The organism is Neisseria sp. P0020.S005 (genome assembly GCF_051957055.1).
Taxonomy (GTDB): Bacteria; Pseudomonadota; Gammaproteobacteria; order Burkholderiales; family Neisseriaceae; genus Neisseria; species Neisseria subflava_A.
Genome location: NZ_JBQCWV010000005.1, coordinates 1 through 25,673 on the forward strand (window position 1 = coordinate 1; position 25,673 = coordinate 25,673).

The window sequence follows — 25,673 nt, forward strand, 5'->3', positions numbered from 1 at the left end:
CCGGCTTCACCTTGGTCACCTTTGTCGCCTTTTTCGCCTTTAGCGCCGGCTTCACCTTGGTCACCTTTGTCGCCTTTTTCGCCTTTAGCGCCGGCTTCACCTTGGTCACCTTTGTCGCCTTTTTCGCCTTTAGCGCCGGCTTCGCCTTGGTCACCTTTGTCGCCTTTTTCGCCTTTAGCACCGGCTTCACCTTGGTCACCTTTGTCGCCTTTTTCGCCTTTAGCGCCGGCTTCACCTTGGTCACCTTTGTCGCCTTTTTCGCCTTTTTCGCCTTTAGCGCCGGCTTCGCCTTGGTCACCTTTGTCGCCTTTTTCGCCTTTAGCGCCGGCTTCGCCTTGGTCACCTTTGTCGCCTTTTTCGCCTTTAGCGCCGGCTTCGCCGTCTTTACCGTTCTTACCATCTTTTACGATAGTAGTAGTGATTGAACCATCATCTAAATTAGTAATAGTAATAGTGTGAGTACCGTTTTCGTTATTATCTTCAACTCCAACAGCTAAGCCGAGAGCGCTATCACCTTTTTCGCCGGTATCGCCTTTAGGGCCAGCAGGACCAGCATCACCTTTTTCGCCTTTAGGGCCAGCAGGACCAGCATCACCTTTTTCGCCTTTAGGGCCAGCAGGACCAGCAGGACCAGCATCACCTTTTTCGCCTTTAGCACCACCACCTACTACGCTCAGGGTGTATTCGTTAGTGCCGTTTGAAGTCATTTTCAGACCTTCACCAGCGATCAGTTTCAGGGTGTTATTGGCATTTGATTTAGGATCGTATCTGTATGTACCTGCAGCTGGTGAGCTACCGCTACCATCGTGGCCTTGGAATACAAATGGATTCAGATTTTCGATGCGGCTTGCTACGGCGAACAATTGAGAGCCGTTGATTGCATCGGTAGAAGTTTGAGAAATACGGCCTGCGGCAACGTTTTGGATTTGACGTTCTTTACCTGCAGAACCTACAGACAATACTGCGCCGTTATTTAAACCGCTGGTTGCGCCTGCGAAACCACCGTAAGTGTAGCCGCCAACAGTACCACTGTTGGTAGGTACGAATTTGCTGGTTGTAGAACCGTTACCCAGAGCTACGCTGTTTTCGATAGTAGATTTAGCTTCAGTACCCAAAGCCAGAGTGTTTCTAGCTGTTGCTTGAGCATCGTTACCCAGAGCAGTTGCATATTCACCGCCATTGGCTTGAGCGCCACGGCCTAATGCAATCGCTTGCGTAGAAGCAGCGTTACTTTGTACACCCAATGCTACCGCGTATTGAGCACTTGCTTTAGCAGCAGGACCGAAGGCAGAAGCAGAAATGCCGTCAGCGACAGAACCGCGACCGATTGCTACGTCAGAACCTTTTTTAGCTTGAGCGTCGCCACCCAATGCTACTGCACCGTTTTGCAGGGCTTGGGCGCGCTCACCGACAGCAATTGCTACGATACCAGTTGCTTGAGCTTCTGTACCGACTGCGATTGCCGAACCGGCATTGTTTACTGAGCCTTCCGCATTAGTACCGGCAGAAGTACCACTGGCTTTCGCACCATGGCCTACTGCAACGTCGGAAGCTTTTTGGGCATTTGACTTAGAACCTACTGCAATAGAGTTATTACCAACTGCTTGAGCAGCTTCAGCTGCCTCCATTGAACCACCGACTGCAACAGAGTTTACACCAGCAGCATTAGCCGATGTACCACCAGCAAAAGAGGCCGTACCGCTTGCTTTAGATGCTGCACCAACCGCAGTCGCACGTTCAGCAGAGGCTGCTGCATATCCACCCAATGCAGCTGCCGCACGACCAGAAGCATTAGATTGAACACCAACCGCAATGGCATTATCAACACTTGCAGCAGCGTTCTTACCTGTTGCAACCGTATTGGCTGCAGATGCATTTGCATTAAGACCAACAGCTACTGCTGCGGTACCAGGACCTTTATCAGCACCAGCTGGTACTTCACCACCAGCTTTTGCATTTTGACCAAGAGCAACTGCGGAATCCGCACTAGCGCTAGAGTATGAACCGATGCCAACAGATTGAATACCAATGGCTTTTGCTGACGTAGCCATAGCAAGCGCGTGGTCTTGGCTTGCTACAGTATCTTTACCAATAGAAATAGCATTGGTCCACTTGGCAGTAGCATTTCTACCAATCGCAATTGTGTGTTGATGTGAGGCAGTTGCGTTAGCGCCTACAGCGACAGCTTCGCGTCCAGCAGCAGGGTTTTTCACACCATTCGGCCAAAGATTAACTGCATCATTAGTAGCAAGATCAGAACCAGCAATTGCACTACCGGACGCCATCAAAGCACCTGCCGCTGCAACTGCAGCAGCTACGGCTTTACGCTTGTCAGAAGCGGATTTTTTGCCGTGCGCATGGCTGATCTCGGAAACCGCGGTCCATGTCTGGGTCGCGTGGTTCCAAATGACTTTAAAGACTTTATTCATATCGATTTTCCTGTAAGGGGTTTGATTTCTTTTGGGACGTGTTGCTCGGCTGTAAACTGCCTGTCCACACATTTGCCGCATTTCAGAGTTTCCCCTTTATGCGGTTTCATGCCGTAATCTCGTGTATGCAATTCCCGTGCCAAAAGTCTCTACTCGGCCGAATAGCAGCTAAAAGCCTGTTTTATGGGATTTTATGCTGATACATTTCCAGAAGCTTGTGAAGTTTGGGAAACGATGTGCCGTTTTTTGTCAGCTTGTTTCTTAACAAGTCACTTTTTGTCAACTTCCTTCAATGCATTCGGAATCCTTGTCCAAATTTTATATGCGTTTGGTTTCGCAAATCAACTCTTCCGATAAAGTGTTATTTTTTCGCTCTCAACGGTCATCCCCGTTAGATTTACTTGTTGCTTTATTTAAACGCTTTTTCTAGCTATTTGATTTTACGTTTTTATTCTTAAACAATAATGATTATTAAATAATATATAATTTAGATAGTTTCTGTTGTAATAGATTTGAATATTGGATTTATTTAGGTAATTAATGAAATTTGTATTGAAAATTGGTTTGAAACGTGTAATGGCTTTGCATAGCCTGTTTTTAGACGGCCTTGACCTTTCCTAACATATAAATAGTGCGCAAATGACACGAATTTATGCGCTATTAAGCCGATAGATAACATTAAAAAGGCAAGTGTAAAACTTGCCTTTACGTTTGGAATTTAGTTGTTTCTCTATCGTAGAAAACTATGTTGTTTTTTCAGACGGCCTACCAACGGAACGTTTGGGTCACGCCTGCGGAAGCGCCGTTGTTGCCGGCATAGCCGTAGCCACCGGTATGACTGGAGGCGCAGGCGGTGAGTGTGGCGAGGGCGAGGATGAGGAAGATGTGTTTCATGTTTTTTCTCTGAGTGGATTGGTTTGAGACTTGGGGTGTTGTGTTGCTGCATGAATCGGACAGGCTGGGGCTTGGTTGCTTTGTCTGATTTACAGTTAGTCCGCTAAGTTGTTTGATGATTGAAAAAGGCCGTCTGAAAACGGGTTTCATGATATTGAAACTTTGTTTTCAGACGGCCTTTATTTTATATCAGCTTATTAGTGGCGGAAATGGCGGATGCCGGTGACGACCATGGCGATGCCGTGTTCGTCCGCTGCGTCAAAGACTTCTTGGTCGCGCATGGAGCCTGCGGGATGGATGATGGCTTTGATGCCCTGCTCGGCAATGACATCTACGCCGTCGCGGAATGGGAAGAAGGCATCGGAAGCGGCACATGCACCGTTGAGATTGAGATTGGCATCTTGCGCTTTGCGGGCGGCGATGCGAGTGCTGTCCACGCGGCTCATTTGGCCTGCGCCGATGCCGTAGGTTTGACCGCCTTTACCGAAGACGATGGCGTTGGATTTGACGTATTTTGCGACGTTCCAAACAAACATCAGGTCGTTCCATTCTTGCTCGGTCGGTTGGCGTTTGGAGACGACTTTCAAATCGGCGCGGCTGATGCGGTGGATGTCGGGGGTTTGCACCAATAGTCCGCCGCCGACGCGTTTGAGTTCGAAGCGGTTGGCACCTGCTTCAAGCGGCACTTCCAATACGCGCACGTTTTTCTTGGCTGCGGCGATTTCGAGGGCTTCGGCGGTGAATTTCGGCGCCATGAGGACTTCCATAAATTGGTTGTCGGTAATTTGTTTGACGGTTTCGCCGTCGACTTCGCGGTTGAAGGCAATGATGCCGCCGAATGCGCTGGTGGTGTCGGTGGCGTAGGCGAGTTTGTAGGCGTCCAAGGTATTGGAGGCGATGGCTACGCCGCACGGATTGGCGTGTTTCACAATCACGCAGGCGGGCGCATCGAAGGATTTGACGGCTTCCCATGCGGCATCGGCATCGGCGATGTTGTTGTAAGACAATTCTTTGCCTTGCAGCTGTTTGTAGGCGGAAAGGCTGCCTGCGGCTGGGTAAATATCACGGTAGAACGCGGCGCGTTGGTGTGGATTTTCACCGTAGCGCATGTCTTGTACTTTAATCCAGCTTTGGTTGAACTGACTGGGAAATTCGCCGATTTCGGGCTGGCCGCTCAAGACGTCGTCTGAAAGCGAGGTTAAGTAGTTGGAAATCATACCGTCGTATTGGGCGGTGTGGCTGAATGCTTTGCGTGAGAGGTTGAAACGGGTTTTGTCACTCAATGCGCCGTTGTTGGCTTCGAGTTCGGCAGCGATGGCCGGAAAATCGGCGGTATCGGTAACGATGGCGACGTGTTTCCAGTTTTTCGCGGCAGAGCGCACCATGGTTGGGCCGCCGATGTCGATGTTTTCAATCGCGTCTTCCAGTGTGCAGTTTGGTTTGGCGATGGTGGCGGCGAAGGGGTAGAGGTTGACGCACACGAGGTCGATGTTGCCGATGTCGTGTTCTTCCATCTTGGCGACGTGTTCGTCCAAATCGCGACGGCCGAGGATGCCGCCGTGGATTTTCGGATGCAGGGTTTTCACGCGGCCGTCGAGCATTTCGGGAAAACCGGTATAGTCGGCAACTTCGATAACGGGAACGCCTGCATCAGCCAAGAGCTTTGCTGTACCGCCGGTAGAGAGGATTTCAACACCGAGCTTGGTCAGGGTTTGGGCAAATTCGACTGCGCCTGTCTTGTCGGATAGGCTGATCAGGGCGCGTTTGATGGAAGACATTTGGATTTCCTTTGTTGAAGGTTTAATCAGTATGGGATGAATTTTCAGGGCGCTATTATCCCCCAGTTTCGCATTTTTGGCAGTAGGTTTTTGCAAATATTGTTAACAATTTTATTGTAAAAGGCCGTCTGAAACTTGGTTTCAGACGGCCTTTTGTTTTTGCCTATTTAAATCCCATTTTCTTAGCCACCCATACTGCGCCCGTCATGCCTGTGCATCATGGCATGAGTAAGGCAACGGGGGCGTAGGTTAGCTGGCATTTGTGCGCGGCAAGCGGTCGATTGTAATACTTGGCAATGACGGCCTGTACAGCGGCTTTGTCGTTATCGGGGGCAGCCGACGCCAAGATAGGGCAGGCAAGCAAAAGCAATGCGTTTCATGGAAATTTTCCCAAAATGTTTTATTAAAAATGATACTGCTTACTTAAGGCCGTCTGAAACCGTTTTCAGACGGCCTTTTTGTGTTTGTTGCTCACACGTGTCAGCATACCGGCGACAAAAGTGGACGCAATAACGACGGTAATGCCCATCGCAGACATGGTACTTAAATGTTCGCCCAAAATTAACACCGCCATGATAACGCCGATGACCGGCTCAAGCGAGATCAGCAGGCCGGAGACGTTGGCAGGGACTGTGTTCATGCCTTTGTTCCACAACAGATAGGCGAGCCAACTACAGCCAATCCCCATATACAAAACCGACAGCGTACCGCCCCATGACCAATTGATTTGATAACTGTCTGCCAACACCAGCGAAAACGGCAGGCACAACACCGCCGCTACCGCCATGGAAGCCGCGGTAAATGCAGGCGCACCAATACGGGCAACCATCTGCTGGCTCGGACGTATCACACCTGCAAAACCGAATCCTGCAAGCAAAATCAGCAGACAGCCGAACCAGTCAATCGTACCGCCCTCTTCTGCACCGCCCATTACCATCATGCCCACGCCGGCAAACGCCACTGCGCAGCAAATCCAGTGGTAAAGTTTGGCTTTGTCGTTGAAGAAGAAATGACCGACAAAGACGACCAGCAAAGGCTCCAGCCCCACCATGGTAACCGCGCTGGCAGCGGATGTATATTTCAAACCGATAAACTGGAGCATCAAAACGACAACGTAGTTGACAAAGGAAATCCACAACAACGGCTTCCACTCGCTCCGCGGAATCCTGCCCAAATGACGGCGGCACGACGGCAGCACCATCAACGCGGCAATTAACAACCGCGTCTCAACCATCAACGTCGGGTCGATCATCTCGTAGGAATACTTGGCAGCGATAAACGAGCTGCCCCAGATTAACAGTGCGAGTATTTGGTAAAGCATGGTTCAACTCATGGTAAAAAATTAATCGTTTCTTCTCTGGTTTTCAGACGGCCTGAAGCCTTTTCAAGCTGTTTTTATTTTGATTGTGTCAACGAATCCAAAAAATATCTAACTGATGGATAAATGACATGGCCGGTTCTTTCATGATAGGCAGGCAGAAATGTCCGTCCTATCCTCCCTATTACAACAAACCATGCTGCTGCAGCTTTTTGCGCAAGGTATTGCGGTTTAACCCCAAAATAACCGCCGCTTTAGATTGGTTGCCGCCGCATTGTTCCATCACGCAAATCAGCATCGGTTTTTCGACTTGGTGCAACACCATATCGTACACGCCGCAAGGTTCCGTGCCATCTAAGTCTTTGAAGTATTGTCGTAAGTTTTGTTCAATACATTGCGCAATGTCAGTAGTCGTTTGATTCGTTTGATTCATCGTGATGTCTTTCTTTGGATTTGTTTTTAAATGATGAGGCCGTCTGAAACTCTTCAGCCTTCCCGATAGCGGCATACCCAACGGTCGGCTTTCTCTGAAAGCGTCTCAAGATAGGCGGCAAGGGTGTCGTATTGTGCCGCGGCGCTGTCCAAGCGGTTGATTTCCCGGCGTGTCTGTTCGCCGTCGGGCATTTCATCGATATACCAGCCGATGTGTTTGCGAGCGATGCGCACGCCGGCAATTTCGCCATAAAATTCTTGCATGGCGCGGATGTGGTTCAAAATGGTGGCGTTGCATTCTGCCAAGCTTAAGGCCGGCGGCAAGACGCCGTGTTCGGCGTAATATTTTAAATCACGGAAAAGCCACGGCCTGCCTTGTGCGCCACGCCCTATCATGATGCCGTCGGCGGCGGTTTGCTTGAGGACGGAGGCGGCTTTTTGCGGCGAAGTAATATCGCCGTTGACCCAAACGGGGATGTTCAGACGGCCTTTGGTTTCGGCAATCAGTTCGTAACGCGCTTCGCCTTTGTACATCTGCGTGCGTGTGCGGCCATGGATGGCAAGGGCTGCGATGCCTGATTCTTCGGCGATTTTGGCGATGGTCGGTAAGTTTTGATGTTCGTCGTGCCAGCCCAAACGGGTTTTGAGGGTAACGGGTACGTCCACCGCGTTGACAACGGCTTCCAAGATTTCGGCAACCAAAAGTTCATTTTGCATCAACGCGCTGCCTGCCTGCACATTGCAGACTTTTTTGGCTGGACAGCCCATATTGATGTCAATCACCTGCGCACCTAAGCCGACGTTGTAACGCGCGGCTTCCGCCATCTGCTGCGGATCGCTGCCGGCAATCTGCACTGCCACAACTCCGCCCTCACCTTCAAAATCGCTGCGGCGCAAGGTTTTTTTGGTATGGCGCAAGCTCGGATCGCTGGTCAGCATTTCGCATACCGCCCACCCTGCACCAAACTCGCGGCAAATCCGGCGGAACGGTTTGTCCGTAATGCCTGCCATGGGGGCGAGTGCGATGGGGTTGTCAATGAAATAGCCGCCGATGTGCATGATGTGTGTGCCAAATTGAAAGGGCTGAAATTGTACAATTTTTAAGCAACTTTTCCAATCGTATTTACACGTTGCACAATGAAAAAGGCCGTCTGAAACTGAGTTTCAGACGGCCTTTTCAGCCACAACATTTAAATAAACAGCATGACCACCATCTGCACTGCTGTCTGAATCATGGCAATAATCGGCCAAATCAGTTTGGCCAGCAGGCCGGTAAACAACAGGATCAGGATAATCCATGTACCGTATGGCTCGATTTTACGGAACTGCATGGACTGTTTGGCGTTAAGGAAGGTATCGAGAAAAATACCGCCGTCCCAAGGCAATATCGGAATCAGGCTAAATGCGACCCAAATCGAGTTTACCATCACGCCGTAACCTGCCATCTGCACCAACGGCGCTTGATAAGACTCAGGCACATACGCGGAAAATACGACGACAAAACCCCAAAAGAACGCCAAAATCAGATTGGCTATCGGGCCTGAAATCAACACCCACCGCCACGCGCGGCGCGGATCGCGGAAATTGCGCGAATCGATGGGCATAGGGCGCGCCCAGCCGAACAGAAAACTGCCTATCATCAGACACACCAGCGGCACGACAATCGTACCGACAGGGTCGATGTGCGGCAGCGGATTAAGGGTCAAACGCCCGAACTGCTCGCCGGTATGGTCGCCCCAATACCGCGCCGTATAACCGCGTGCCACTTCGCGCACGGTAATGGCCAACAACACGGGCAATACTGCCAGCAAAAATACGCCTAAATCAAAATTTGCAAACATGGTTTTCCTTATCAAACATGCCGTCTGAAAACAAAAATATCCTTAAATATCCTTTCAGACGGCCTGAGGCTTTAATCTTCCTGTTTTTTGTCCGAACCGAAAAACTCTTTCAGCTCTCGCCAAGTAATGCCTTTACCTTGCGGATTAAATTTGAAGACTGGTTTGCCGTAATTGCTGTACACGTTGTCGCCGATAATATTGATGGCCTTATGCGTACCGTTAATTTGTATATACATGCGGGAAGCCAAAATACGGCCTTTGCGGTCAAGATAATAGTCGACAACAGGATTGTTACCGGATATACGCTGGAAGCTAAGTGGCTGGTTATCACTTATGCTGACAAACATACTGAAAAATTCCCGCGCATTTTTATAATCTTCTTCTGTTGACCCTGGTTGAGGCGTTTTCTGTAATTTCGACAATTCTTCATCAAAAGCCTTAGCCATTGCCTTCATTACGACAGAATCATACTCCGGTTTCATGACATGACGTACACGATAGCGTGCATGCTTTGCCTTACCAAAGGCATCCATTTCTTTAAATACATATGCATTGGCAGGCATAGCCTTATTGGCACTCAAAAAAGCACGTACTCCCGCCTCTGCAATATGATCAAAAGGCATACGTTTCGAATCACCGATTTCTTTCAAACTCAATTTTAAAGGTTCTTTGATTAAACGTTTACCGATTTTCTCATCGGTGTACACACTAATAATGGCAGCAGCACTGGCAGGCGGATCCATATAAATTTCCCATTTTTCCGCATCCAGTTTCATAGGAAGTTTGATACTAAGTTTTTCATTGTGGTTGTTGATGGCCAATTCAGGAATCATCTCAAACTGACGCGTTGATAAGTCAACAGCTACCTCATAATTCAGATGAACCCCTTCCATGTAACTGGATATGGCAGGATATTTATCCAGATAATCAACGGCAACTTGTGCGATATTGCCGTCCGGCAAGGCATCAAGCATTGCATTGCGGAACTCAGCCTCTTCTCGTTCAGAAAACTCCTGCTTCAAAGCAGCGTCGTCTTCTTGAGCAACCTCCATAGAGGCTGCCGCCTCCCCCTCTTTGGCTTTGGCATCCTCTGCTTTCGCTTCGGTTTTCTTTTCCACCTTTTCATCTGCCAATACAGCTTCAGCCAATGGGCTGATATATACTTGAGAGCTGCCTGTGATGTTAAAGCTGTGGTCTTCTTTTAAAATACGGTCATTGGAAATCGACATGACCTCGTGCGCGGTTTTGTGATCCAAATTACTGCACGCGCTCAAACCAAATGCCGCAGCAATGGCCAAACCAATTATCTTCTTCATTCTGCCCAACCTTTTTGACGAAATGATTTTATTAGCACAATTTAACACAAGGCACCGATTCCATAAAGGCTTTCAAACAGCATGATTCATTGCTTCTCACTATCATGCCCAATTCGATCGCCCTATCTATTTTAAGCCTAAAGGCCGTCTGAAACTTCAAATCCAGTTTCAGACGGCCTTTGATTTCCTATTTAAAATGTTTCAGCTGTTTTACAGGCTGTAATACATTTCAAATTCCAGCGGATGAGGTGCCATGCGGATACGGCGGACATCTTCCTCTTTAAAGGCAATGTAGCTGTCGATCCAGTCTTTGCTGAATACGCCGCCGCGCAGGAGGAATTCGTGGTCGGCTTTGAGGGCGGCCAGTGCTTCTTCCAAAGAAGCGCAAACGGTTGGCACCAATGCATCTTCTTCCGGTGGCAGATCGTACAGGTTTTTATCGGCAGGGTCGCCCGGATGGATTTTGTTTTGAATACCGTCCAAACCGGCCATCAACAAAGCGGCAAACGCCAAGTATGGGTTGGCGGTCGGATCAGGGAAACGCGCTTCGATGCGGCGTGCCTTGCTGCTGTTCACAGACGGAATACGGATGGAAGCGGAACGGTTTTTGGCGGAATAAGCCAGTTTGGTTGGTGCTTCAAAGTGCGGCACGAGGCGTTTGTAGGAGTTGGTGGACGGATTGGTAATCGCGTTCAGGGCTTTGGCGTGTTTGATGATGCCGCCGATGTAATAAAGGGCAGTATCGGACAAACCGGCATAGCCGTCGCCTGAGAACAGGTTTTGACCGTCTTTCCAAATGGATTGGTGAACGTGCATACCGCTGCCGTTGTCACCCATAATCGGTTTGGGCATGAAGGTGGCGGTTTTGCCGAAGTTGTGGGCGACATTTTGAATCACGTATTTCATGTCTTGGGTTTGGTCGGCACGTTTAACCAAAGTAGCAAAACGGGTACCGATTTCCATTTGGCTGCCGGTACCGACTTCGGCGTGATGAACTTCCACTTCGATGCCGAGTTCTTCCAAAACATTGACCATGGCAGAACGCAGGTCTTGACCGCAGTCAATCGGCGCAACAGGTGCGTAACCGCCTTTGACGGTCGGACGGTGGCCGGTATTTTGACCGTCCATGTGCAGGCCGCTTGACCATGCGCCGCTTTCGGAAGTGATTTCGTAACGGGTTTTGTGCATGTCAGTTTCGAATTCTACGCCGTCAAAAACGAAGAATTCAGGCTCAGGACCGAAATAGGCGGTGTCGCCGATGCCGGAAGATTTCAAGTAGGCTTCGGCGCGGCGTGCGATAGAGCGGGGGTCGCGGTCATAGCCTTGGCCGTCGGCCGGATCGATAACGTCGCAGGTAAAGACAACGGTGGTATCGTCGTAGAAAGGATCAACGAAGGCTGTAGACGCATCGGGACGCAACTGCATATCTGAAGCCTGAATACCTTTCCAACCGCCGATGGACGAACCGTCAAACGCTTGACCGTTTTCGAACCATTCTTCGGGATCGTCGAGGACGATGCGGGAGGGGATAGTAAAGTGGTGCTGCTTGCCTTTGGTATCGGTAAAGCGCAAATCTACGAAGCGGGCTTCGCTTTCTTCAATCAGTTTTACAGCGTCTTTGATGGACATCTTCAGCTCCTGAGGGAATGGGTTTAAGTTGTTATTCTACCACGGTAAGGCCGTCTGAAATACATCAGGGCACCCGTTTTTACGCAATGAAATATAGTTTCAGACGGCAAGATTGTCAACAATATGCTTCGGTTTGTCTGTTCAAAAGCGGAATGCCCGCTCTTTTGTCCGAATGCCGACAAAACAGATGCCGTCTGAAAGCAGTTCAGACGGCATCTGTTGTTTGATTTGAAAACGGTCAGCGAGGATAGCGGTTGCAGACAAATTTGTACATACTCTCTCCAACCGTACCGGGAATAACATAATCCCATTCGGCATAGGATCGTGTATCAGAGCCGATAGGGTTTCCCGATTTGGAATACGCCGTTACTGTCAACATCCTAAAACGTTTACCACTGCAATCCATTTCTCTCAACGTTTTAGTTGTATTAAAAAATTTTCCATCGCCAATCTTTTGCGGCTTTGCGTACCTATGTTCAAACCATGCTCTATTGTCCGTACGGCTGTCTGCATCACCAAACGTGGTATTATTGTCATTGTCAATATCTACCAACACCCAATCCGCCGCCACCGCCGGCGTTGCCAACCCTAATGCAAATACTGCCAAGCACAACATCTTTTTCATGTCCGTCCCTTTCGTCCTTATCAACAAAATAAAGTTAAATTGTAAAAAAATAAAGTTAAATTGTAAAAAAATGACTTTTTTTTCAAGAAACAAATATTCCATCATGCTACCTGACAACCGTTTCAGACGGTATCGTTTCCATCTGTACGCCGCCGTTATAAAATAGCCGTCCCGTCTTTTGGAACACGACCATGACTACCCTCCCCCGTTACGCCGTTTTCGGCAATCCCGTTGTACACAGTAAATCGCCGCAAATCCATCAGCAGTTTGCGCTGCAGGAAGGCGCGGCCATTGAATATGGGCGCATTTGTGCCGAAATCGGCGGTTTTGCCGAGGCTGTTGCGGCGTTTCGTGCAGAGGGCGGGCAAGGTGCGAATGTAACCGTTCCGTTCAAGCAGGAAGCTTTTGCGCTGGCGGACGAGCATTCTGACCGCGCTTTGGCTGCCGGCGCGGTCAATACGCTGGTGTGGTTGGAAGACGGCAGAATACGCGGCGACAATACCGACGGTATCGGTTTGGCCAACGACATCACGCAGGTTAAAAATATTGCCATCGAGGGCAAAACCATTTTGCTTTTGGGCGCAGGCGGTGCTGTGCGCGGCGTGATTCCGGTTTTGAAAGAACACCGCCCTGCCCGTATCGTCATTGCCAACCGTACCCACGCCAAAGCCGAGGAATTGGCGCAGCTTTTCGGCATTGAAGCCGTCCCGATGGCGGATTTGAACGGCGGTTTTGATATCATCATCAACGGCACGTCCGGCGGCTTGAGCGGTCAGCTTCCTGCCGTCAATCCTGAAATTTTCCGCAACTGCCGCCTTGCCTACGATATGGTTTACGGCGAAGCGGCACAGGCGTTTTTGAACTTTGCCCAAAGCAACGGCGCGGCCGAAGTTTCAGACGGCCTGGGCATGCTGGTCGGTCAGGCTGCCGCCTCCTACCATATTTGGCGCGGATTTACACCCGATATCCGCCCCGTTATCGAATACATGAAAGCCCTGTAACCATGTTCCGCATCATCAAATGGCTGATTGCCCTGCCCATCGGCATCTTCATTTTCTTCAACGCTTATGTGTACGGCAACATCATTACCTACCGCGCCGTCGCACCCAGCAAAACCGCCTTCATGTCCATGCGCATGAGCCAGTTTGCAAAAGAAGGCCGCGATGTCGAGCTGGATTACCGCTGGGTGCCTTACGACCAAATCTCCGTCAACCTCAAAAAAGCCCTGATTGCTTCCGAAGACGCCAACTTTGCCGAACACAGCGGCTTTGACTGGAACGGCATCAAATACGCCATGAAACGCAATAAGCAAAGCGGCGAAGTCAAAGCCGGCGGTTCGACCATCAGCCAACAACTGGCGAAAAACCTGTTTCTCAACGAAAGCCGCAGCTACATCCGCAAAGGCGAAGAAGCGGCAATTACCGCGATGATGGAAGCGGTTACCGATAAAGACCGCATTTTTGAGCTGTATCTGAACTCAATCGAATGGCACTACGGCGTATTCGGCGCGGAAGCGGCATCCCAGTATTTCTACAAAAAACCTGCCTCCGCCCTCACCCGCCAACAAGCCGCCAAGCTCACGGCGCGCGTTCCGGCTCCGCTGTTTTACGCAGACCACCCTAAGAGCAAACGGATGCACAACAAAACCAATATCATCCTGCGCCGCATGGGTTCGGCAGAATTGCCCGAAAGCGATATGGATTAATTTAAAAGGCCGTCTGAACATTTCAGACGGCCTTTGTTTTTTTAGGCTTTCTCTTCCGGCTCCGGTACGTCAAACACTTGGCGCAGGTAAGCGAGGAAGGTGTTGTTGGTGGTCATGGTTTTGCCCGGGGAGTCGGAGAGCTTAGCGACGGATTGGCCGTTACACTCGACAAGTTTCAAAACAATGTTTAAAGGCGTGTGTCCCAAGTCGTTGGTCAGATTGGTACCGATACCGAAACTGGTTTTGAAACGGTCTTTGAAGTATTGGTGCAACGCCCATGAACGCTCAATATCGAGGCCGTCTGAAAAGGTCAGCATTTTGGTGCGGCTGTCGATTTTGAGTTTTTTGTAATGCTCGTAGGCTTTGTCGCCCCAAACATAAGGATCGCCGCTGTCGTGGCGCAGGCCGTCGAAGAGTTTGGCGAAGTAAAGGTCGAAGTCGCGCAAGAAAGCATCCATGCCGACTACGTCGGTCAGGGCGATACCGAGGTCGCCGCGGTATTCGTGTACCCAGCTTTCCAGCGCGGCTTTTTGGAAATTACGCAAACGTACGTCCAAGGCTTGAAAGGCTTGGAGGAACTCGTGCGCCATGGTGCCGATTGGTGTGATGCCGAGTTTTTTGGCCAGATAAACATTGCTGGTACCGCGCACGATATCGGGAGCGGCTTCCAGCAAGGTGCGGATAACGTGTTCCTGCCATGCAAGGGTGTAGCGGCGGCGCGTGCCGAAATCGGAAATAAGGAACGGCGGATCATTCGGATTTTGAGTGGCCGCGATTTCTTTCAGCTGTTGCGCTTTGGCCTGCAAACGGCGCTCGCCCTCTTCGATGACGGCAGGCGTTTCCAAGCGGCGGAAATAGAGTTCGTTGACGATGGCAAGAATGAAAATCTCGAAGAACATCGCCTGTATCATCGGGCCTTCGATGCGGATGTTCAGACGGCCTTGATCGTCGGGGCTGACTTGGACAAAGCGGCGTTGGAGTTGGAAAAGTTCGAGATAATCGACAAAGTCGCTTTTGATAAAGCGCAGGCTGCGCAGATAGTCGAGTTCGTCATGGGTAAAGCGCAGCTGGCACAGGGAATCGAGTTCGCGTTCCAAGTCTTCTTGAATATCGGCCAGCGGATACACCATCTCTTTGTTGCGGCAGCGGAATTCGTAGAGGCTGTGGGTTTGCGGGAATTGGTGCAACACGACTTGCAGCATGGTGAATTTGTACAGGTCGGTATCAAGCAGGGATTGGATAATGGGCTGATGAGCAGACATAAGCTTTCTCTGAGTAAACGTGGGCGTTGAGGTATCGATTTTAATAGGAAAGGCCGTCTGAAAGAAACCTTATTCAGACGGCCTTTATCTTATTAATCCAGCTGCGCTACGGAAACCGGCAAAGAGCGGATGGTAGACAACATCGTGCTGGCATCTTTTTGCTGTTTGCGGAACGCGGCCATATTGGTCGGGGTCAATTTCGGCGTCGGCAGGGCGACGGTAGTCGGGTTGACCGGCTGGCCGTTGACGCGTGCTTCGTAGTGCAGGTGCGGACCGGTCGAACGGCCGGTTGTACCGACAAAACCAATCACTTCGCCGGCGCGGACTCTGCCGTCGGCAGGGCTGAACGCGCTCATGTGGCCGTACAGGGTTTCCACACCGTTGGCATGGCGAATCATCACGGTATTGCCGTAGCCGCCTTTCCAACCTTTGAAAATCACTTCGCCGTCGGCAGCGGCCTTAATCGGCGTACCGGTCGGCGCGGCATAGTCGATACCGGTGTGCATACGGACAGTATGCAGAACCGGGTGGACACGGTAGCCGAACGGGGAAGAAATGCGCGTGTATGCAACAGGTTCGGTATTAAAGCCTTCTTTTTGTTGCAGGGACTTACCGTTTTGGTCGTAGTAGCTACCGCTTTCTTCGTCGCCTTTGCCTTGGCTGTAATAATAAGCTTGGTAGGTTTTACCGTCTTTAACCACTTCAGCCGCCAAAATATCGCCAACCGCCATTTGCTGGCCGCGGAAATACATGCTGTTGTACAAAAGACGCACGATATCGCCTTCTTTCAAATCGCTCATATTGAATGAGTCGGCAAAGATTTCTTTGAGCTGGATATACACTTCGGAAGGGATTTCGGCACGGAGCATATCGCCGATGGCAGAAGTGCGGATTTGCACGGAGCGCAGGGTCGGCATGGTTTTCATGTCGATTTCGGCATTGGAGATGCGCCATTTGCCTTTGACTTTTTCCAAAGCCACCAAGTTGCGTTCCAATTCTTCATCGGTAAAGAATTGAACGTCGGTCACTTGGCCTGAAGAATCGATGCGGATGTTGACGGATTGGTTGGTCCGCAGGTTTTTCATGTCGAGGTTGGCATTGTTTTTCGCCATGATTTGCTTGATGTCTTCTTGGTTGACACCCATGCGCGTCAAAACGTCTGCCAAAGAGTCGCCGGCTTGGACGACTTCTTGCACCCAATAGCTGGATTGATAGGTATTGGTTTCCACATAAACGGCAGGCAGCTCTTCGGAAATACGCTCGACTTTGAAATCGGTTTGTGCTGGTTGAGGGTCGGTAATGGCGTATGCGGTCATGATGCCTGAAGCCGGCAGCAGAAACGCTAAGAGGGTTGCTTTGAATCGAGTGGAATATTTGTTTTTAATCACGCGTTATCCTTAATGGGGCGGTCTGTTTTTTTAGGTTTGCAGAATGCCGGCACATCCGGCCTGCCGCGACCGCCTGCTGGTTTAAACAGTTTTGGGGATAAAGGACTTGGAGTCTTTTTTCCGATCTGAAAATCAGGTTTTCATTCGGAATGAATGAGGTCGTGTTTGAGATTGACGTTATTATCAGGGCTATTGTGTTGATTTACACCCTGTTTTTCTGAAATTTACGCCACGCATTTTAACATGACAGCCCGTTTTTTCCAAACTGGCCGTCTGAACGGCTCTTTTTGAGTACATGAGGGCAAGGTTCCGAAACGCATCATTTGTCGCGTAAAATAACGGTTTTTCTATCCATTTGCGCTTATGAAGCTGACCCTCGCCCTCCCCTCGCTCAACCGCTTTGCCGACGAATCCGTCCCTGAACTTGCCTTACCTGCTTTTAACCGTCTTTTGCGTTACGGCATATTACGCAAAGAAACACTCAGGCCGTCTGAATTTTACGGATGCCATTTGTGGAACGGCAGCCTCATTACCCAAGTGCAACGTTTACGCCACACAAACCAAAAACGCGCGGCCGCTTTTGCCTCTCCGGTTTGGCAACAGATGGGCATGCACCATGTCAACATTATCAGCGGCGAGTTTATCGGCATCCAAAAAGAAGAGGCGCAACGGTTATGTGCGGATTTGTCGGCGTTTTATCAAGATAAAGATTGGCAATTCGAGCCGCTTTGCGAAAGCATGTGGCTGCTCAGTATGCCGACGATAGAAGATTGGGGGGAGGAATGTGTTTTGGATGTGTGCGGACAGCCGGAAATGGACGGTCAGGCGCACGGACAAGATGCGGTGTCTTGGTTGGCCATGCAGACGGAAATCCAAATGTTTCTCCACTCGCATCCGATTAACCAAGCGCGTGAGCAACAAGGATTGCCGGAAATCAACGGTTTGTGGCTGTGGAATGATGCGGACGGTACACAGTCTGCGGATATTGTCGCCTCAGACAGCGCATGGGCGCGTTTTTCAGATACGCCCAAACTCGATGCGCCGTATGATTTAAAGGCTTGGTTTGAGATGGTTCAAGAAACAGGCAACACGGTTTCAGACGGCCTTATCTTTTTGGACGACTTGGTTTCCACCTTACAAACAGGCGATGTTTGGGCATACAAAGATATTTTGGAAAGCTGGGAAACCCGTTGGTTTGCGCCTTTATGGGACGCACTCGCTTCAGGCCGTCTGAAAACCGTGTGCATTGCCACAGACGGCGAAAACGGCGGCACGCTGGAAATCGGCCGCCGTTCCAAATGGGCATTTTGGCGCAAAGCTAAAACGTTTAACGGATCGTGGTAAACGGTTTTAAGCCTCCAACGCTTCCAATTTGGCAGAAATTTTGTCCCACACATCCTGCAACGGAATCGCTTTCAACAGACGTGTCGGATCGTTGGTATCGATACTGTCAGGGTGAGGCAGTTCTGCATAATCGCCGGCATAAATGACTTCCGCCTGCTCGGAATACGGACGCCATTTATCCACCCATGACGCGCCAAACAAAGCGATTTGCGGTTTATCCAAAGCAGCGGCGATGTGCATCGGTGCAGAATCAACACCGACAAACAGCTTCGCTCCCTCAATGGCCGCCGCCAATTCACGCAGGCTCAAGCATCCGGACAACACATATACTTTTCTGCCCTCCGGAATATTCAGACGGCCTATAATTTCCTGAAGCATGTATTGCTCGACAGTGTCGGGAGAAGCAGTCAATACGACATTCTGCCCGCTGTTGAGCAGAAGCTGTACGATGGCGGCGTTTTTGCCGTCTTCCCAACATTTGAAATGCCAACGCGCACCCGGGTGTAGTAACACATAATCTTCGCCGTTCCAACCCTGTTCACGCAATTTCTGCCGCATGCTTTCCCTTGCATCTTGTGCCACCCAAAGGCGTACCTTCGCATCGGCCACGTCTTTCGGCTGGATAAGCGGCGCAAGGATATTCAATTGGTTTTCAACGATATGATGGCTGGTATCAAGCTCATGGTTGATAAAATCATGACAGAAACGCCACCAGAAACCGTCGCGCTTGATGCAGTCCAAACCCACGCTGCAACGGGCGCACAGTTTGGCAATGACAGCCGCGCGCCATTGGTCGGACAGATTGAAAGCCCAGTCGTAATCGCGTGCCTTCAGCTTAGACAAAAGGTTTTTCTCACACGCCAACTGCTTGAATACGCCCAGCTTCTTCCAATTTCGATTAATGGTAAAAATCTGCGCAATCTGCGGATTGTCGGCAATCAGCTGCTCTGTACCGGCATACACCAGCATATCGATTTCGCAATCGGGGAAACGGGTTTTCAGCGCATCGACCACCGGCGTGCTCAAAAGCACATCGCCATGATGGCGCAATTTGATGATCAGAATACGTTTGGGTTGGGCTAAAGACATACAAAACTTTCAGACGGCCTGTTGATTGGCTGCTATTGTAAAGCGGAAAACAGGTTTCATAAAATACAAAACAGGCCGTCTGAAACCTATCCTGCTGATTCATCGCTATAAAATCCGCACAAGCCATTCAATTTATATTACAATCCGCACCCGTGGTTCGAAAACCTCCCACATTAAAAAACTAAGGAAACCTCATGTCCCGCAACAACGAAGAGCTGCAAGGCATCTCCCTTTTGGGCAACCAGAAAACCCAATACCCGAGCGAATACGCGCCTGAAATTTTGGAAGCGTTCGACAATAAACACCCCGACAACGACTATTTCGTCAAATTCGTCTGCCCCGAGTTCACCAGCCTCTGCCCAATGACCGGCCAGCCCGACTTTGCCACCATCTACATCCGCTACATCCCCCATATCAAAATGGTGGAAAGCAAATCCCTGAAACTCTATCTCTTCAGCTTCCGCAACCACGGCGACTTCCATGAAGACTGCGTCAACATCATCATGAAAGACCTCATCGCCCTGATGGATCCGAAATACATCGAAGTATTCGGCGAATTCACACCGCGCGGCGGCATCGCCATTCATCCGTTTGCCAACTACGGCAAAGCAGGTACAGAGTTTGAAGCTTTGGCACGCAAACGCCTGTTTGAGCACGATGCACAATAATCCTATTCAGACGGTCTAACGCACTTTTCATTGCAAGACTTTCTCTATTGCACAGTCTTGCAAGGCTTCATGCCGTCTGAAAAACTTCCGAAAGATTTCCATGTACGAATTTACCGCTGCACAGCAGAAGAAAGCGCTCTTCTGGCTGGTGCTTTTCCATATTTTTATTATTGCCGCCAGCAACTATCTGGTGCAGTTCCCCTTTCAAATTTTCGGTATCTTTACCACTTGGGGCGCATTTTCCTTTCCCTTTATCTTCCTCGCTACCGACCTGACTGTACGCATTTTTGGCGCGCCGTTGGCGAGACGGATTATTTTTTGGGTTATGCTCCCGGCCCTGCTGCTCTCTTACGTCTTCTCCGTCCTCTTTCATGACGGCAACTGGACAGGCTGGGTATCTTTAGCCGAATTTAACACCTTCGTCGGCCGTATCGCATTGGCCAGCTTTTCCGCCTATGCGCTCGGGCAAATCCTCGATATTTTCGTGTTCAACAGATTACGCCGTCTGAAATCATGGTGGATTGCCCCCACAGCTTCCACCGTTGTCGGCAACGCTTTGGACACGCTGGTGTTTTTCGCCGTTGCCTTTTATGCGAGCAACGATGAATTTATGGCGGCAAACTGGCAGGGCATCGCATTTGTCGATTATCTGTTCAAACTCGCCATCTGCACCCTCTTCTTCCTGCCCGCCTACGGCATCGTATTGAGCATCTTGACCAAAAAACTGACTTCCTTAAACGTCCGTCAAGAAATGCCAGAATCGGTTTTAGCCAAATAAGCAGTAGATAAAAAACAAGGCCGTCTGAAACTTTAATCGTTCAGACGGCCTTTTATGTTTTAAACAATTAACCGGTCAATTGTTTGGTAATCAGTTTTTTCAACGGCGGGAAGTTATTGCTTGCACGCAATACCAAACCGCGCAGCAGTTTCGCCGGAGCAGTTTCATTGGTAAAGAGTTTCAGCAGCATATTGGTGCCGTGGTAAATCGGATGGGCGTGGAGCATATGCTTGGTGCTGTATTTTTCCAGCAGGCTCTTCGCACCAATATCCTGACCGCGTTGCTCGGCTTCAAGCACCAATTTAGCCAAAAGATCGGCACTTGCCAGACCCAAGTTGAAACCGTGCGCAGTAACCGGATGCATACCGACTGCGGCATCGCCGATCAACGCGCTGCGTTTGCCGTAGAAACGTTGTGCAATCATGCCGACCAAAGGATAATTGTGAATGGTGCTGGCCAATTCCATATCGCCCAAACGGCCTTTGAGTTGCTCTTTCACGCTGGCCGCCAATTCTTCCGGCGACATATTTTTAATCGTTTCGGCTTTATCGCTGTCCACCGTAATCACTGTATTGGTCAAATGCTCTTCCAAAGGCAGCAACGCAATGGTGCGGCCGTAGTGGAAGCATTCATATGCGGTATGCAGGTTGGACAGAGTATGCTTCATGCGGCACACAAACATAGTGCGGCTGTAATCGTGCATATCGGAAGAAATGCCCAATTGACGGCGCGTTTGCGAGAAGCGGCTATCGGCGGCCAACAACAGACGGCCGGTCAATACTTCGCCACTTTCTAAAATAACTTGCGCCTCATCGTCAGAAGTTTTGACTTCTTTAACATTGGTGCCGGTCAGAATTTTCACGTTGTCCAATTTGGACACGACTTCATAAGCGGCTTTGCGGATATTGTGGTTGGAAATCAAATAGCCCAAGCAGTCCGCAGGCTCGCCGCGCGCCTGAGTCGGTTGCGGGAAGTGGAGCTGGTAATCGGAATGGCCATTCAACACTTTGGCATCGCGCAAAGGATAAATTTCGTCTTTTGGAATCAAATCCCACATACCCAATCGCTGCATGATTTCGCGCGACAAGTGTGTCAGTGCGATTTCACGGCCGTCATACGGCGGATTTTGCAACACTTCTAAAGGACTTCTTTCAATCAGGGTTATGTTCAAACCGCTTCCGGCCAACTCTGCAGCAAAACTTAATCCGGCAGGGCCTGCGCCGACGACGAGAATATCACTGTGTAAGCTCATGGGAGGAATTCCTTGTATTCAACTGATACGGATTTTTTCAGACGGCCTTAAGTTTACTGTGTTTAGCTACATGAGGGTAAATCAAAGGCATTTGATAGATTATATAGAAATAGTCGATAGAATAAAACAAAGACCATCGATTGTAAGCACGTTTTTACTTTGGCCTTAATATAAATCAAGCTTCACGACATACGGATTTTATCAAACAGACAAAACAGTCTGACAAACAAAAACCGCATTCCGAAAAGGAATGCGGCTTTCAATCGTAAAACGATTATTCTTCAGAACCGGTGTAAGGACGAATGCTGACTGTTTTACGGTTCAGCGCGCCTTTGGTTTTGAATTCAACATAACCGTCGACTTTAGCAAACAAAGTGTGGTCTTTGCCCATGCCTACGTTGTCACCTGCGTGGAATTTAGTACCACGTTGACGAACGATGATAGAGCCTGCCGGAATCAGCTCGTTGCCGTAGGCTTTAACGCCCAAGCGTTTGGCTTCTGAATCGCGACCGTTGCGGGTGCTACCGCCTGCTTTTTTACTTGCCATTTGTAATACTCCTGAACTTACTTGAAATTAGGCGATTGCCACGATTTCGATTTGGGTGAAATTTTGGCGATGGCCTTGGCGTTTTTGGTAGTGTTTGCGACGACGCATTTTGAAAATGCGTACTTTCTCGCCACGACCATGAGCAACGACTTTAGCTGTTACTTTTGCGCCTTCGATAAAAGGTGCGCCTACTTTTACAGATTCGCCGTCAGCAATCATCAAAACTTCAGTCAGTTCGATTTGGCTGTCGAGTTCGGCTGGTATCTGTTCTACTTTCAATTTTTCGCCAACGGAAACTTTATATTGTTTACCGCCGGTTTTTACGACCGCGTACATACTCAACTCCATGAGAATTAGGTTAACTTTCCGCACACCATGTGCGAAACGAGCTATTCTATTTCTATTTGCCTGTTTTGTCAAAATTTATTTTATTTACAAGTGAAAAGGCCGTCTGAAAGATATGTTGCATGCTTTTTAACTGATATAATCACGCGCTGGATTGCTGATATCTTTATGCAACGTTATTACCCCGACCGAATGTACGGGTTTAAACAGATTCATTGGAGCCCCGCTCCGTTTTGTCAACAGAGAATGTTTTATGCTCGAAAACCTGCCTTACTTCCAACGCCACCTGCCCGATGACCTTGCCAAAGTTAATGCGGTCATCAACCAAGCTGTTCAATCCGATGTCGCGCTGATTTCGCAAATCGGCACATACATCATCAGCGCGGGCGGTAAGCGCCTGCGTCCGATTATTACCATTTTGGCAGGCAAAGCAGTCGGGTATGACGATGAAAAACTGTACTCGCTGGCAGCGATGGTGGAATTCATCCACACCTCCACCCTCCTGCACGACGATGTTGTCGATGAAAGCGATTTGCGCCGCGGCCGTAAAACGGCAAACAACCTCTTCGGCAACGCGGCGGCTGTTTTGGTCGGCGACTTCCTATATACACGCGCCTTCCAACTGATGGTTGGTTCGGGCAGTATGCGTATCTTGGAAGTGATGGCAGATGCGACTAATATCATCGCCGAAGGCGAAGTCATGCAGCTGATGAACATCGGCAATACGGATATTACCGAAGAGCAATACGTCCAAGTTATCCAATACAAAACAGCCAAACTGTTTGAAGCAGCCGCTCAAGTCGGCGCAATTTTGGGCAAGGCTTCCCCCGAACACGAACAGGCCTTGAAAGACTACGGCATGTACGTCGGTACGGCTTTCCAAATCATTGACGATGTATTGGACTATTCAGGCGAAACCGAAGAAATCGGCAAAAACGTCGGCGACGATTTGGCCGAAGGCAAACCTACCCTGCCATTGATTTACCTGATGCGAAACGGCTCCGAGCAAGCAGCAAACGATGTGCGCCATGCTTTGGAAAATGCCGACCGCAGCTATTTTGAAAAAATCCACGACTATGTCGTTAACTCCGACGCTTTGCCATATTCGATTTCCGAGGCGAAAAAAGCTGTCGACAAAGCCATCGCTTCATTGAACGTATTGCCTGACAGCGAAGTCAAAGAAGCCATGATCCAACTGGCAAAAGAATCCTTGGCCAGAGTATCTTAATCCGATGAATTTCAGCTTTGTCCCTTTGTTTCTGGTTACGCTGATTTTTTTGGGCGTCGTCAGCAACAACAACTCGATTACGATTTCGGCAGCGGTATTGCTGCTCATGCAGCAGACGGCCTTGTCGCAATATCTTCCCTTGGTGGAAAAACACGGGTTGCATCTGGGCATCATCCTGCTGACCATCGGCGTATTGAGCCCGCTGGTTTCCGGTAAAATTCAAATTCCGCCGGTTTCCGAGTTTATCAATTTCAAAATGATTGCCGCCGTCCTTATCGGCATTTTGGTTGCCTGGCTTGCCGGACGCGGCGTTCCATTAATGAGCGAACAGCCAGTTTTGGTAACCGGATTATTAATCGGCACGGTCATCGGCGTTGCCTTTGTCGGCGGCATTCCGGTCGGCCCTTTGATTGCCGCCGGCTTATTGTCTTTTTTTGCTGGAAAGGTTTAAAATCCCCTCCTTTACCGCCTCGCCATAGTTCAACGGATAGAACGTATGCCTCCTAAGCGTAAAATACAGGTTCGATTCCTGTTGGCGAGGCCACAGTTTCAATAAAAGCCTTTCATATTCTGAAAGGCTTTTTTTATTATCAATAATAAAGGCCGTCTGAAACTTTTCAGACGGCCTTCTCATTTTGCCAAACCGTTAACCCGGACGACCATCCGAACGCGGACGAATCAACCAAGGAATATATTTCCATGCGTACAACAGCAAAGAAGCGGCAAACAAAGCGGCGGAGCAACGGATACTATGCGTGTATGCCGTACCGCTCACAAAGGTAGCTAAAACACGGACAACCGTTGCGGCTATCATCAACCAAAAGGCGACAGGAACCACTTTAGGCGGCGGATAAATGGAGTTGCCGGTATGGCCAAGCGCGGTTCGTGCCATCATGCCCAAAGTCAGCACGCCGATACCGCCAACGCCGATAAGGTGTACGCCCAAATTCAGGAAACTTGAAATCCAATAGGAAAGACCGACCGCAATCAAACCCAAGCCGGTAAACAGATAGCCGGCAAACAAAATCCAAAGCATAGGCTCTTTCAGCACGGCTTTATACCACCAGCGGTACACCTGCACGGTAAAAATCACACCGGCAGCCAGAGCAAACAACGCGGCCAGTCCCGGCAAAATGTTATGCGCCATCAGCATGGCGGTCAGCATAGGCAGCCAAAGTGAAGCGTGCGCCACCCATTGAGGGCTGGGAATTTGCGGTACGTTCAGGCGCTTGGACGTAAAGAACGAGATAATCCGCATACCGATCAAACCGATAAATCCGGCCACCATAATCAAACCGGATTGCAAACCGGTCATCAGCGCAATGGCATCAAACGGCTGCACTTTCAGATGGAAGGCGAAATGGGTGCCACCCAAAACAAAAATAGCGAACACGGCAACATAGTTGCGCTTGTTTTGAGAACGAATTACCGGCAAAGCCATGCATACCGCGCCATACCAGAAAAAGATCGTACCGAATATGCCGCTTGCCGTTACCCCCCAACCAGGAATAAACATACAAATGCGGGCCAACAGCCAAAATGCGGTCAAACCGGCCAACGCCTTACCGCGTGTGGGCGGCTGGCCTGTCCAAGTCGCCACGGCCGTCAATAAGAATGCAATGACAACCAATCCGGCATAGCCCCAAATCATTTCATGGGCATGCCAATAAAAACCCGACAATTCAGGCGTACCCTGATAGCCGAAGCCCCAAAGCAGTATAGACAATGCGCCATACAAAGCCGCCAACGAATAAAACGGGCGGAAGGCCATTGCCCAAACCGGGTGTTTGAACAAATCGGTCATG

Annotated in this window: 24 protein-coding genes, 1 tRNA gene and 1 riboswitch; of the genes, 8 read left to right on the top strand and 17 right to left on the bottom strand. The window is 49.7% G+C overall.

The genetic code is table 11. The features are described from left to right. From ACTHTU_RS05360 to ACTHTU_RS05405, 10 genes are all read right to left on the bottom strand, one after another. Positions 1-2,429: ESPR-type extended signal peptide-containing protein (locus ACTHTU_RS05360; protein WP_440361986.1), on the bottom strand; the 2,429-nt coding region annotated here is incomplete at its 3' end. Positions 2,430-3,194: 765 nt separating this feature from the next. Then, on the bottom strand, positions 3,195-3,323 hold the full coding sequence (locus ACTHTU_RS05365) for a hypothetical protein (RefSeq protein WP_440361987.1): 129 nt from the start codon (positions 3,321-3,323) through the stop codon (positions 3,195-3,197). Between the two features lie 197 nt (positions 3,324-3,520). Then, a complete protein-coding gene (gene purH / locus ACTHTU_RS05370) occupies positions 3,521-5,101 on the bottom strand; it encodes a bifunctional phosphoribosylaminoimidazolecarboxamide formyltransferase/IMP cyclohydrolase (protein WP_440361988.1) in 1,581 nt (526 codons plus the stop codon). Positions 5,102-5,546: 445 nt separating this feature from the next. Beyond that, positions 5,547-6,422, bottom strand: coding sequence for a DMT family transporter (locus tag ACTHTU_RS05375; protein WP_440361989.1), 876 nt, complete (start codon positions 6,420-6,422; stop codon positions 5,547-5,549). A gap of 181 nt (positions 6,423-6,603) precedes the next feature. Continuing rightward, on the bottom strand, positions 6,604-6,852 hold the full coding sequence (locus ACTHTU_RS05380) for a Fis family transcriptional regulator (RefSeq protein ID WP_440361990.1): 249 nt from the start codon (positions 6,850-6,852) through the stop codon (positions 6,604-6,606). 53 nt (positions 6,853-6,905) lie between these two features. Next, positions 6,906-7,910, bottom strand: a complete 1,005-nt coding sequence (gene dusB / locus ACTHTU_RS05385) for a tRNA dihydrouridine synthase DusB (RefSeq protein WP_440361991.1) — start codon at positions 7,908-7,910, stop codon at positions 6,906-6,908. Positions 7,911-8,041: 131 nt separating this feature from the next. Further along, complete coding sequence (locus tag ACTHTU_RS05390; protein ID WP_440361992.1) at positions 8,042-8,692, bottom strand: site-2 protease family protein; 651 nt, start codon at positions 8,690-8,692, stop codon at positions 8,042-8,044. A 71-nt stretch (positions 8,693-8,763) separates the two neighbouring features. Next, positions 8,764-10,008, bottom strand: a complete 1,245-nt coding sequence (locus ACTHTU_RS05395; RefSeq protein WP_293203641.1) for a hypothetical protein — start codon at positions 10,006-10,008, stop codon at positions 8,764-8,766. 210 nt (positions 10,009-10,218) lie between these two features. Further along, on the bottom strand, positions 10,219-11,637 hold the full coding sequence (gene glnA, locus ACTHTU_RS05400) for a type I glutamate--ammonia ligase (RefSeq protein WP_293203640.1): 1,419 nt from the start codon (positions 11,635-11,637) through the stop codon (positions 10,219-10,221). Positions 11,638-11,875: 238 nt separating this feature from the next. Beyond that, positions 11,876-12,262 carry a surface-adhesin E family protein gene (locus ACTHTU_RS05405; protein WP_293203639.1) on the bottom strand — a complete coding sequence of 129 codons (387 nt, stop codon included), beginning with the start codon at positions 12,260-12,262 and terminating at the stop codon, positions 11,876-11,878. Between the two features lie 191 nt (positions 12,263-12,453). Between ACTHTU_RS05405 and aroE the strand changes: the two genes are divergently transcribed. Together aroE and mtgA are read left to right on the top strand one after the other, a co-directional pair. After that, on the top strand, positions 12,454-13,263 hold the full coding sequence (gene aroE / locus ACTHTU_RS05410; protein ID WP_440361993.1) for a shikimate dehydrogenase: 810 nt from the start codon (positions 12,454-12,456) through the stop codon (positions 13,261-13,263). 2 nt (positions 13,264-13,265) lie between these two features. Next, a complete protein-coding gene (gene mtgA / locus ACTHTU_RS05415; protein WP_003684244.1) occupies positions 13,266-13,967 on the top strand; it encodes a monofunctional biosynthetic peptidoglycan transglycosylase in 702 nt (233 codons plus the stop codon). Between the two features lie 41 nt (positions 13,968-14,008). Here mtgA and pncB read toward each other — a convergent pair whose 3' ends face one another. Together pncB and ACTHTU_RS05425 are read right to left on the bottom strand one after the other, a co-directional pair. Further along, positions 14,009-15,229 (bottom strand): nicotinate phosphoribosyltransferase, encoded by a 1,221-nt coding sequence (pncB, locus tag ACTHTU_RS05420; protein WP_049332299.1) that lies wholly within the window; start codon positions 15,227-15,229, stop codon positions 14,009-14,011. Between the two features lie 92 nt (positions 15,230-15,321). After that, positions 15,322-16,617, bottom strand: a complete 1,296-nt coding sequence (locus ACTHTU_RS05425; RefSeq protein WP_440361994.1) for a M23 family metallopeptidase — start codon at positions 16,615-16,617, stop codon at positions 15,322-15,324. A gap of 363 nt (positions 16,618-16,980) precedes the next feature. Here ACTHTU_RS05425 and ACTHTU_RS05430 point away from each other — a divergent pair, with 363 nt between their 5' ends. After that, a complete protein-coding gene (locus ACTHTU_RS05430) occupies positions 16,981-17,961 on the top strand; it encodes a hypothetical protein (RefSeq protein WP_440361995.1) in 981 nt (326 codons plus the stop codon). A 6-nt stretch (positions 17,962-17,967) separates the two neighbouring features. Here ACTHTU_RS05430 and rfaQ read toward each other — a convergent pair whose 3' ends face one another. Then, positions 17,968-19,050 carry a putative lipopolysaccharide heptosyltransferase III gene (gene rfaQ / locus ACTHTU_RS05435; protein ID WP_440361996.1) on the bottom strand — a complete coding sequence of 361 codons (1,083 nt, stop codon included), beginning with the start codon at positions 19,048-19,050 and terminating at the stop codon, positions 17,968-17,970. 146 nt (positions 19,051-19,196) lie between these two features. Beyond that, positions 19,197-19,241, top strand: a riboswitch (PreQ1 riboswitch). A 3-nt stretch (positions 19,242-19,244) separates the two neighbouring features. On the opposite strand from rfaQ, the gene queF reads away from it, so the two are divergent. Both queF and ACTHTU_RS05445 read left to right on the top strand, forming a co-directional pair. Next, entirely contained in the window at positions 19,245-19,718 is a 474-nt protein-coding gene (gene queF, locus ACTHTU_RS05440) for a preQ(1) synthase (protein WP_003748427.1), read from the top strand. Between the two features lie 100 nt (positions 19,719-19,818). Next, the gene (locus tag ACTHTU_RS05445; protein WP_440361997.1) at positions 19,819-20,496 is read left to right on the top strand and encodes a 7-cyano-7-deazaguanine/7-aminomethyl-7-deazaguanine transporter; all 678 of its coding nucleotides are present in this window, start codon (positions 19,819-19,821) and stop codon (positions 20,494-20,496) included. Between the two features lie 67 nt (positions 20,497-20,563). On the opposite strand, the gene ubiM is transcribed toward ACTHTU_RS05445, so the two are convergent. The 3 genes from ubiM to rplU form a co-directional block, all read right to left on the bottom strand. Further along, complete coding sequence (gene ubiM, locus ACTHTU_RS05450; protein WP_440361998.1) at positions 20,564-21,748, bottom strand: 5-demethoxyubiquinol-8 5-hydroxylase UbiM; 1,185 nt, start codon at positions 21,746-21,748, stop codon at positions 20,564-20,566. 274 nt (positions 21,749-22,022) lie between these two features. Then, positions 22,023-22,295 carry a 50S ribosomal protein L27 gene (gene rpmA / locus ACTHTU_RS05455; protein ID WP_002212328.1) on the bottom strand — a complete coding sequence of 91 codons (273 nt, stop codon included), beginning with the start codon at positions 22,293-22,295 and terminating at the stop codon, positions 22,023-22,025. 27 nt (positions 22,296-22,322) lie between these two features. Beyond that, on the bottom strand, positions 22,323-22,631 hold the full coding sequence (gene rplU, locus ACTHTU_RS05460) for a 50S ribosomal protein L21 (RefSeq protein ID WP_002216394.1): 309 nt from the start codon (positions 22,629-22,631) through the stop codon (positions 22,323-22,325). Between the two features lie 262 nt (positions 22,632-22,893). Here rplU and ispB point away from each other — a divergent pair, with 262 nt between their 5' ends. The 3 genes from ispB (at position 22,894) to ACTHTU_RS05475 (ending at position 24,412) form a co-directional block, all read left to right on the top strand. Beyond that, positions 22,894-23,868: an octaprenyl diphosphate synthase gene (ispB, locus tag ACTHTU_RS05465; RefSeq protein ID WP_440361999.1), complete on the top strand. Its 975-nt coding sequence runs from the start codon at positions 22,894-22,896 to the stop codon at positions 23,866-23,868. A gap of 4 nt (positions 23,869-23,872) precedes the next feature. Beyond that, complete coding sequence (locus ACTHTU_RS05470; protein WP_004518807.1) at positions 23,873-24,319, top strand: DUF441 domain-containing protein; 447 nt, start codon at positions 23,873-23,875, stop codon at positions 24,317-24,319. Positions 24,320-24,337: 18 nt separating this feature from the next. Further along, a tRNA-Arg gene (locus ACTHTU_RS05475) sits at positions 24,338-24,412 on the top strand. 102 nt (positions 24,413-24,514) lie between these two features. Here the strand turns inward: ACTHTU_RS05475 and ACTHTU_RS05480 are convergent. Next, positions 24,515-25,672 (bottom strand): NnrS family protein, encoded by a 1,158-nt coding sequence (locus ACTHTU_RS05480; protein ID WP_440362000.1) that lies wholly within the window; start codon positions 25,670-25,672, stop codon positions 24,515-24,517. Position 25,673: the final 1 nt, after the last annotated feature.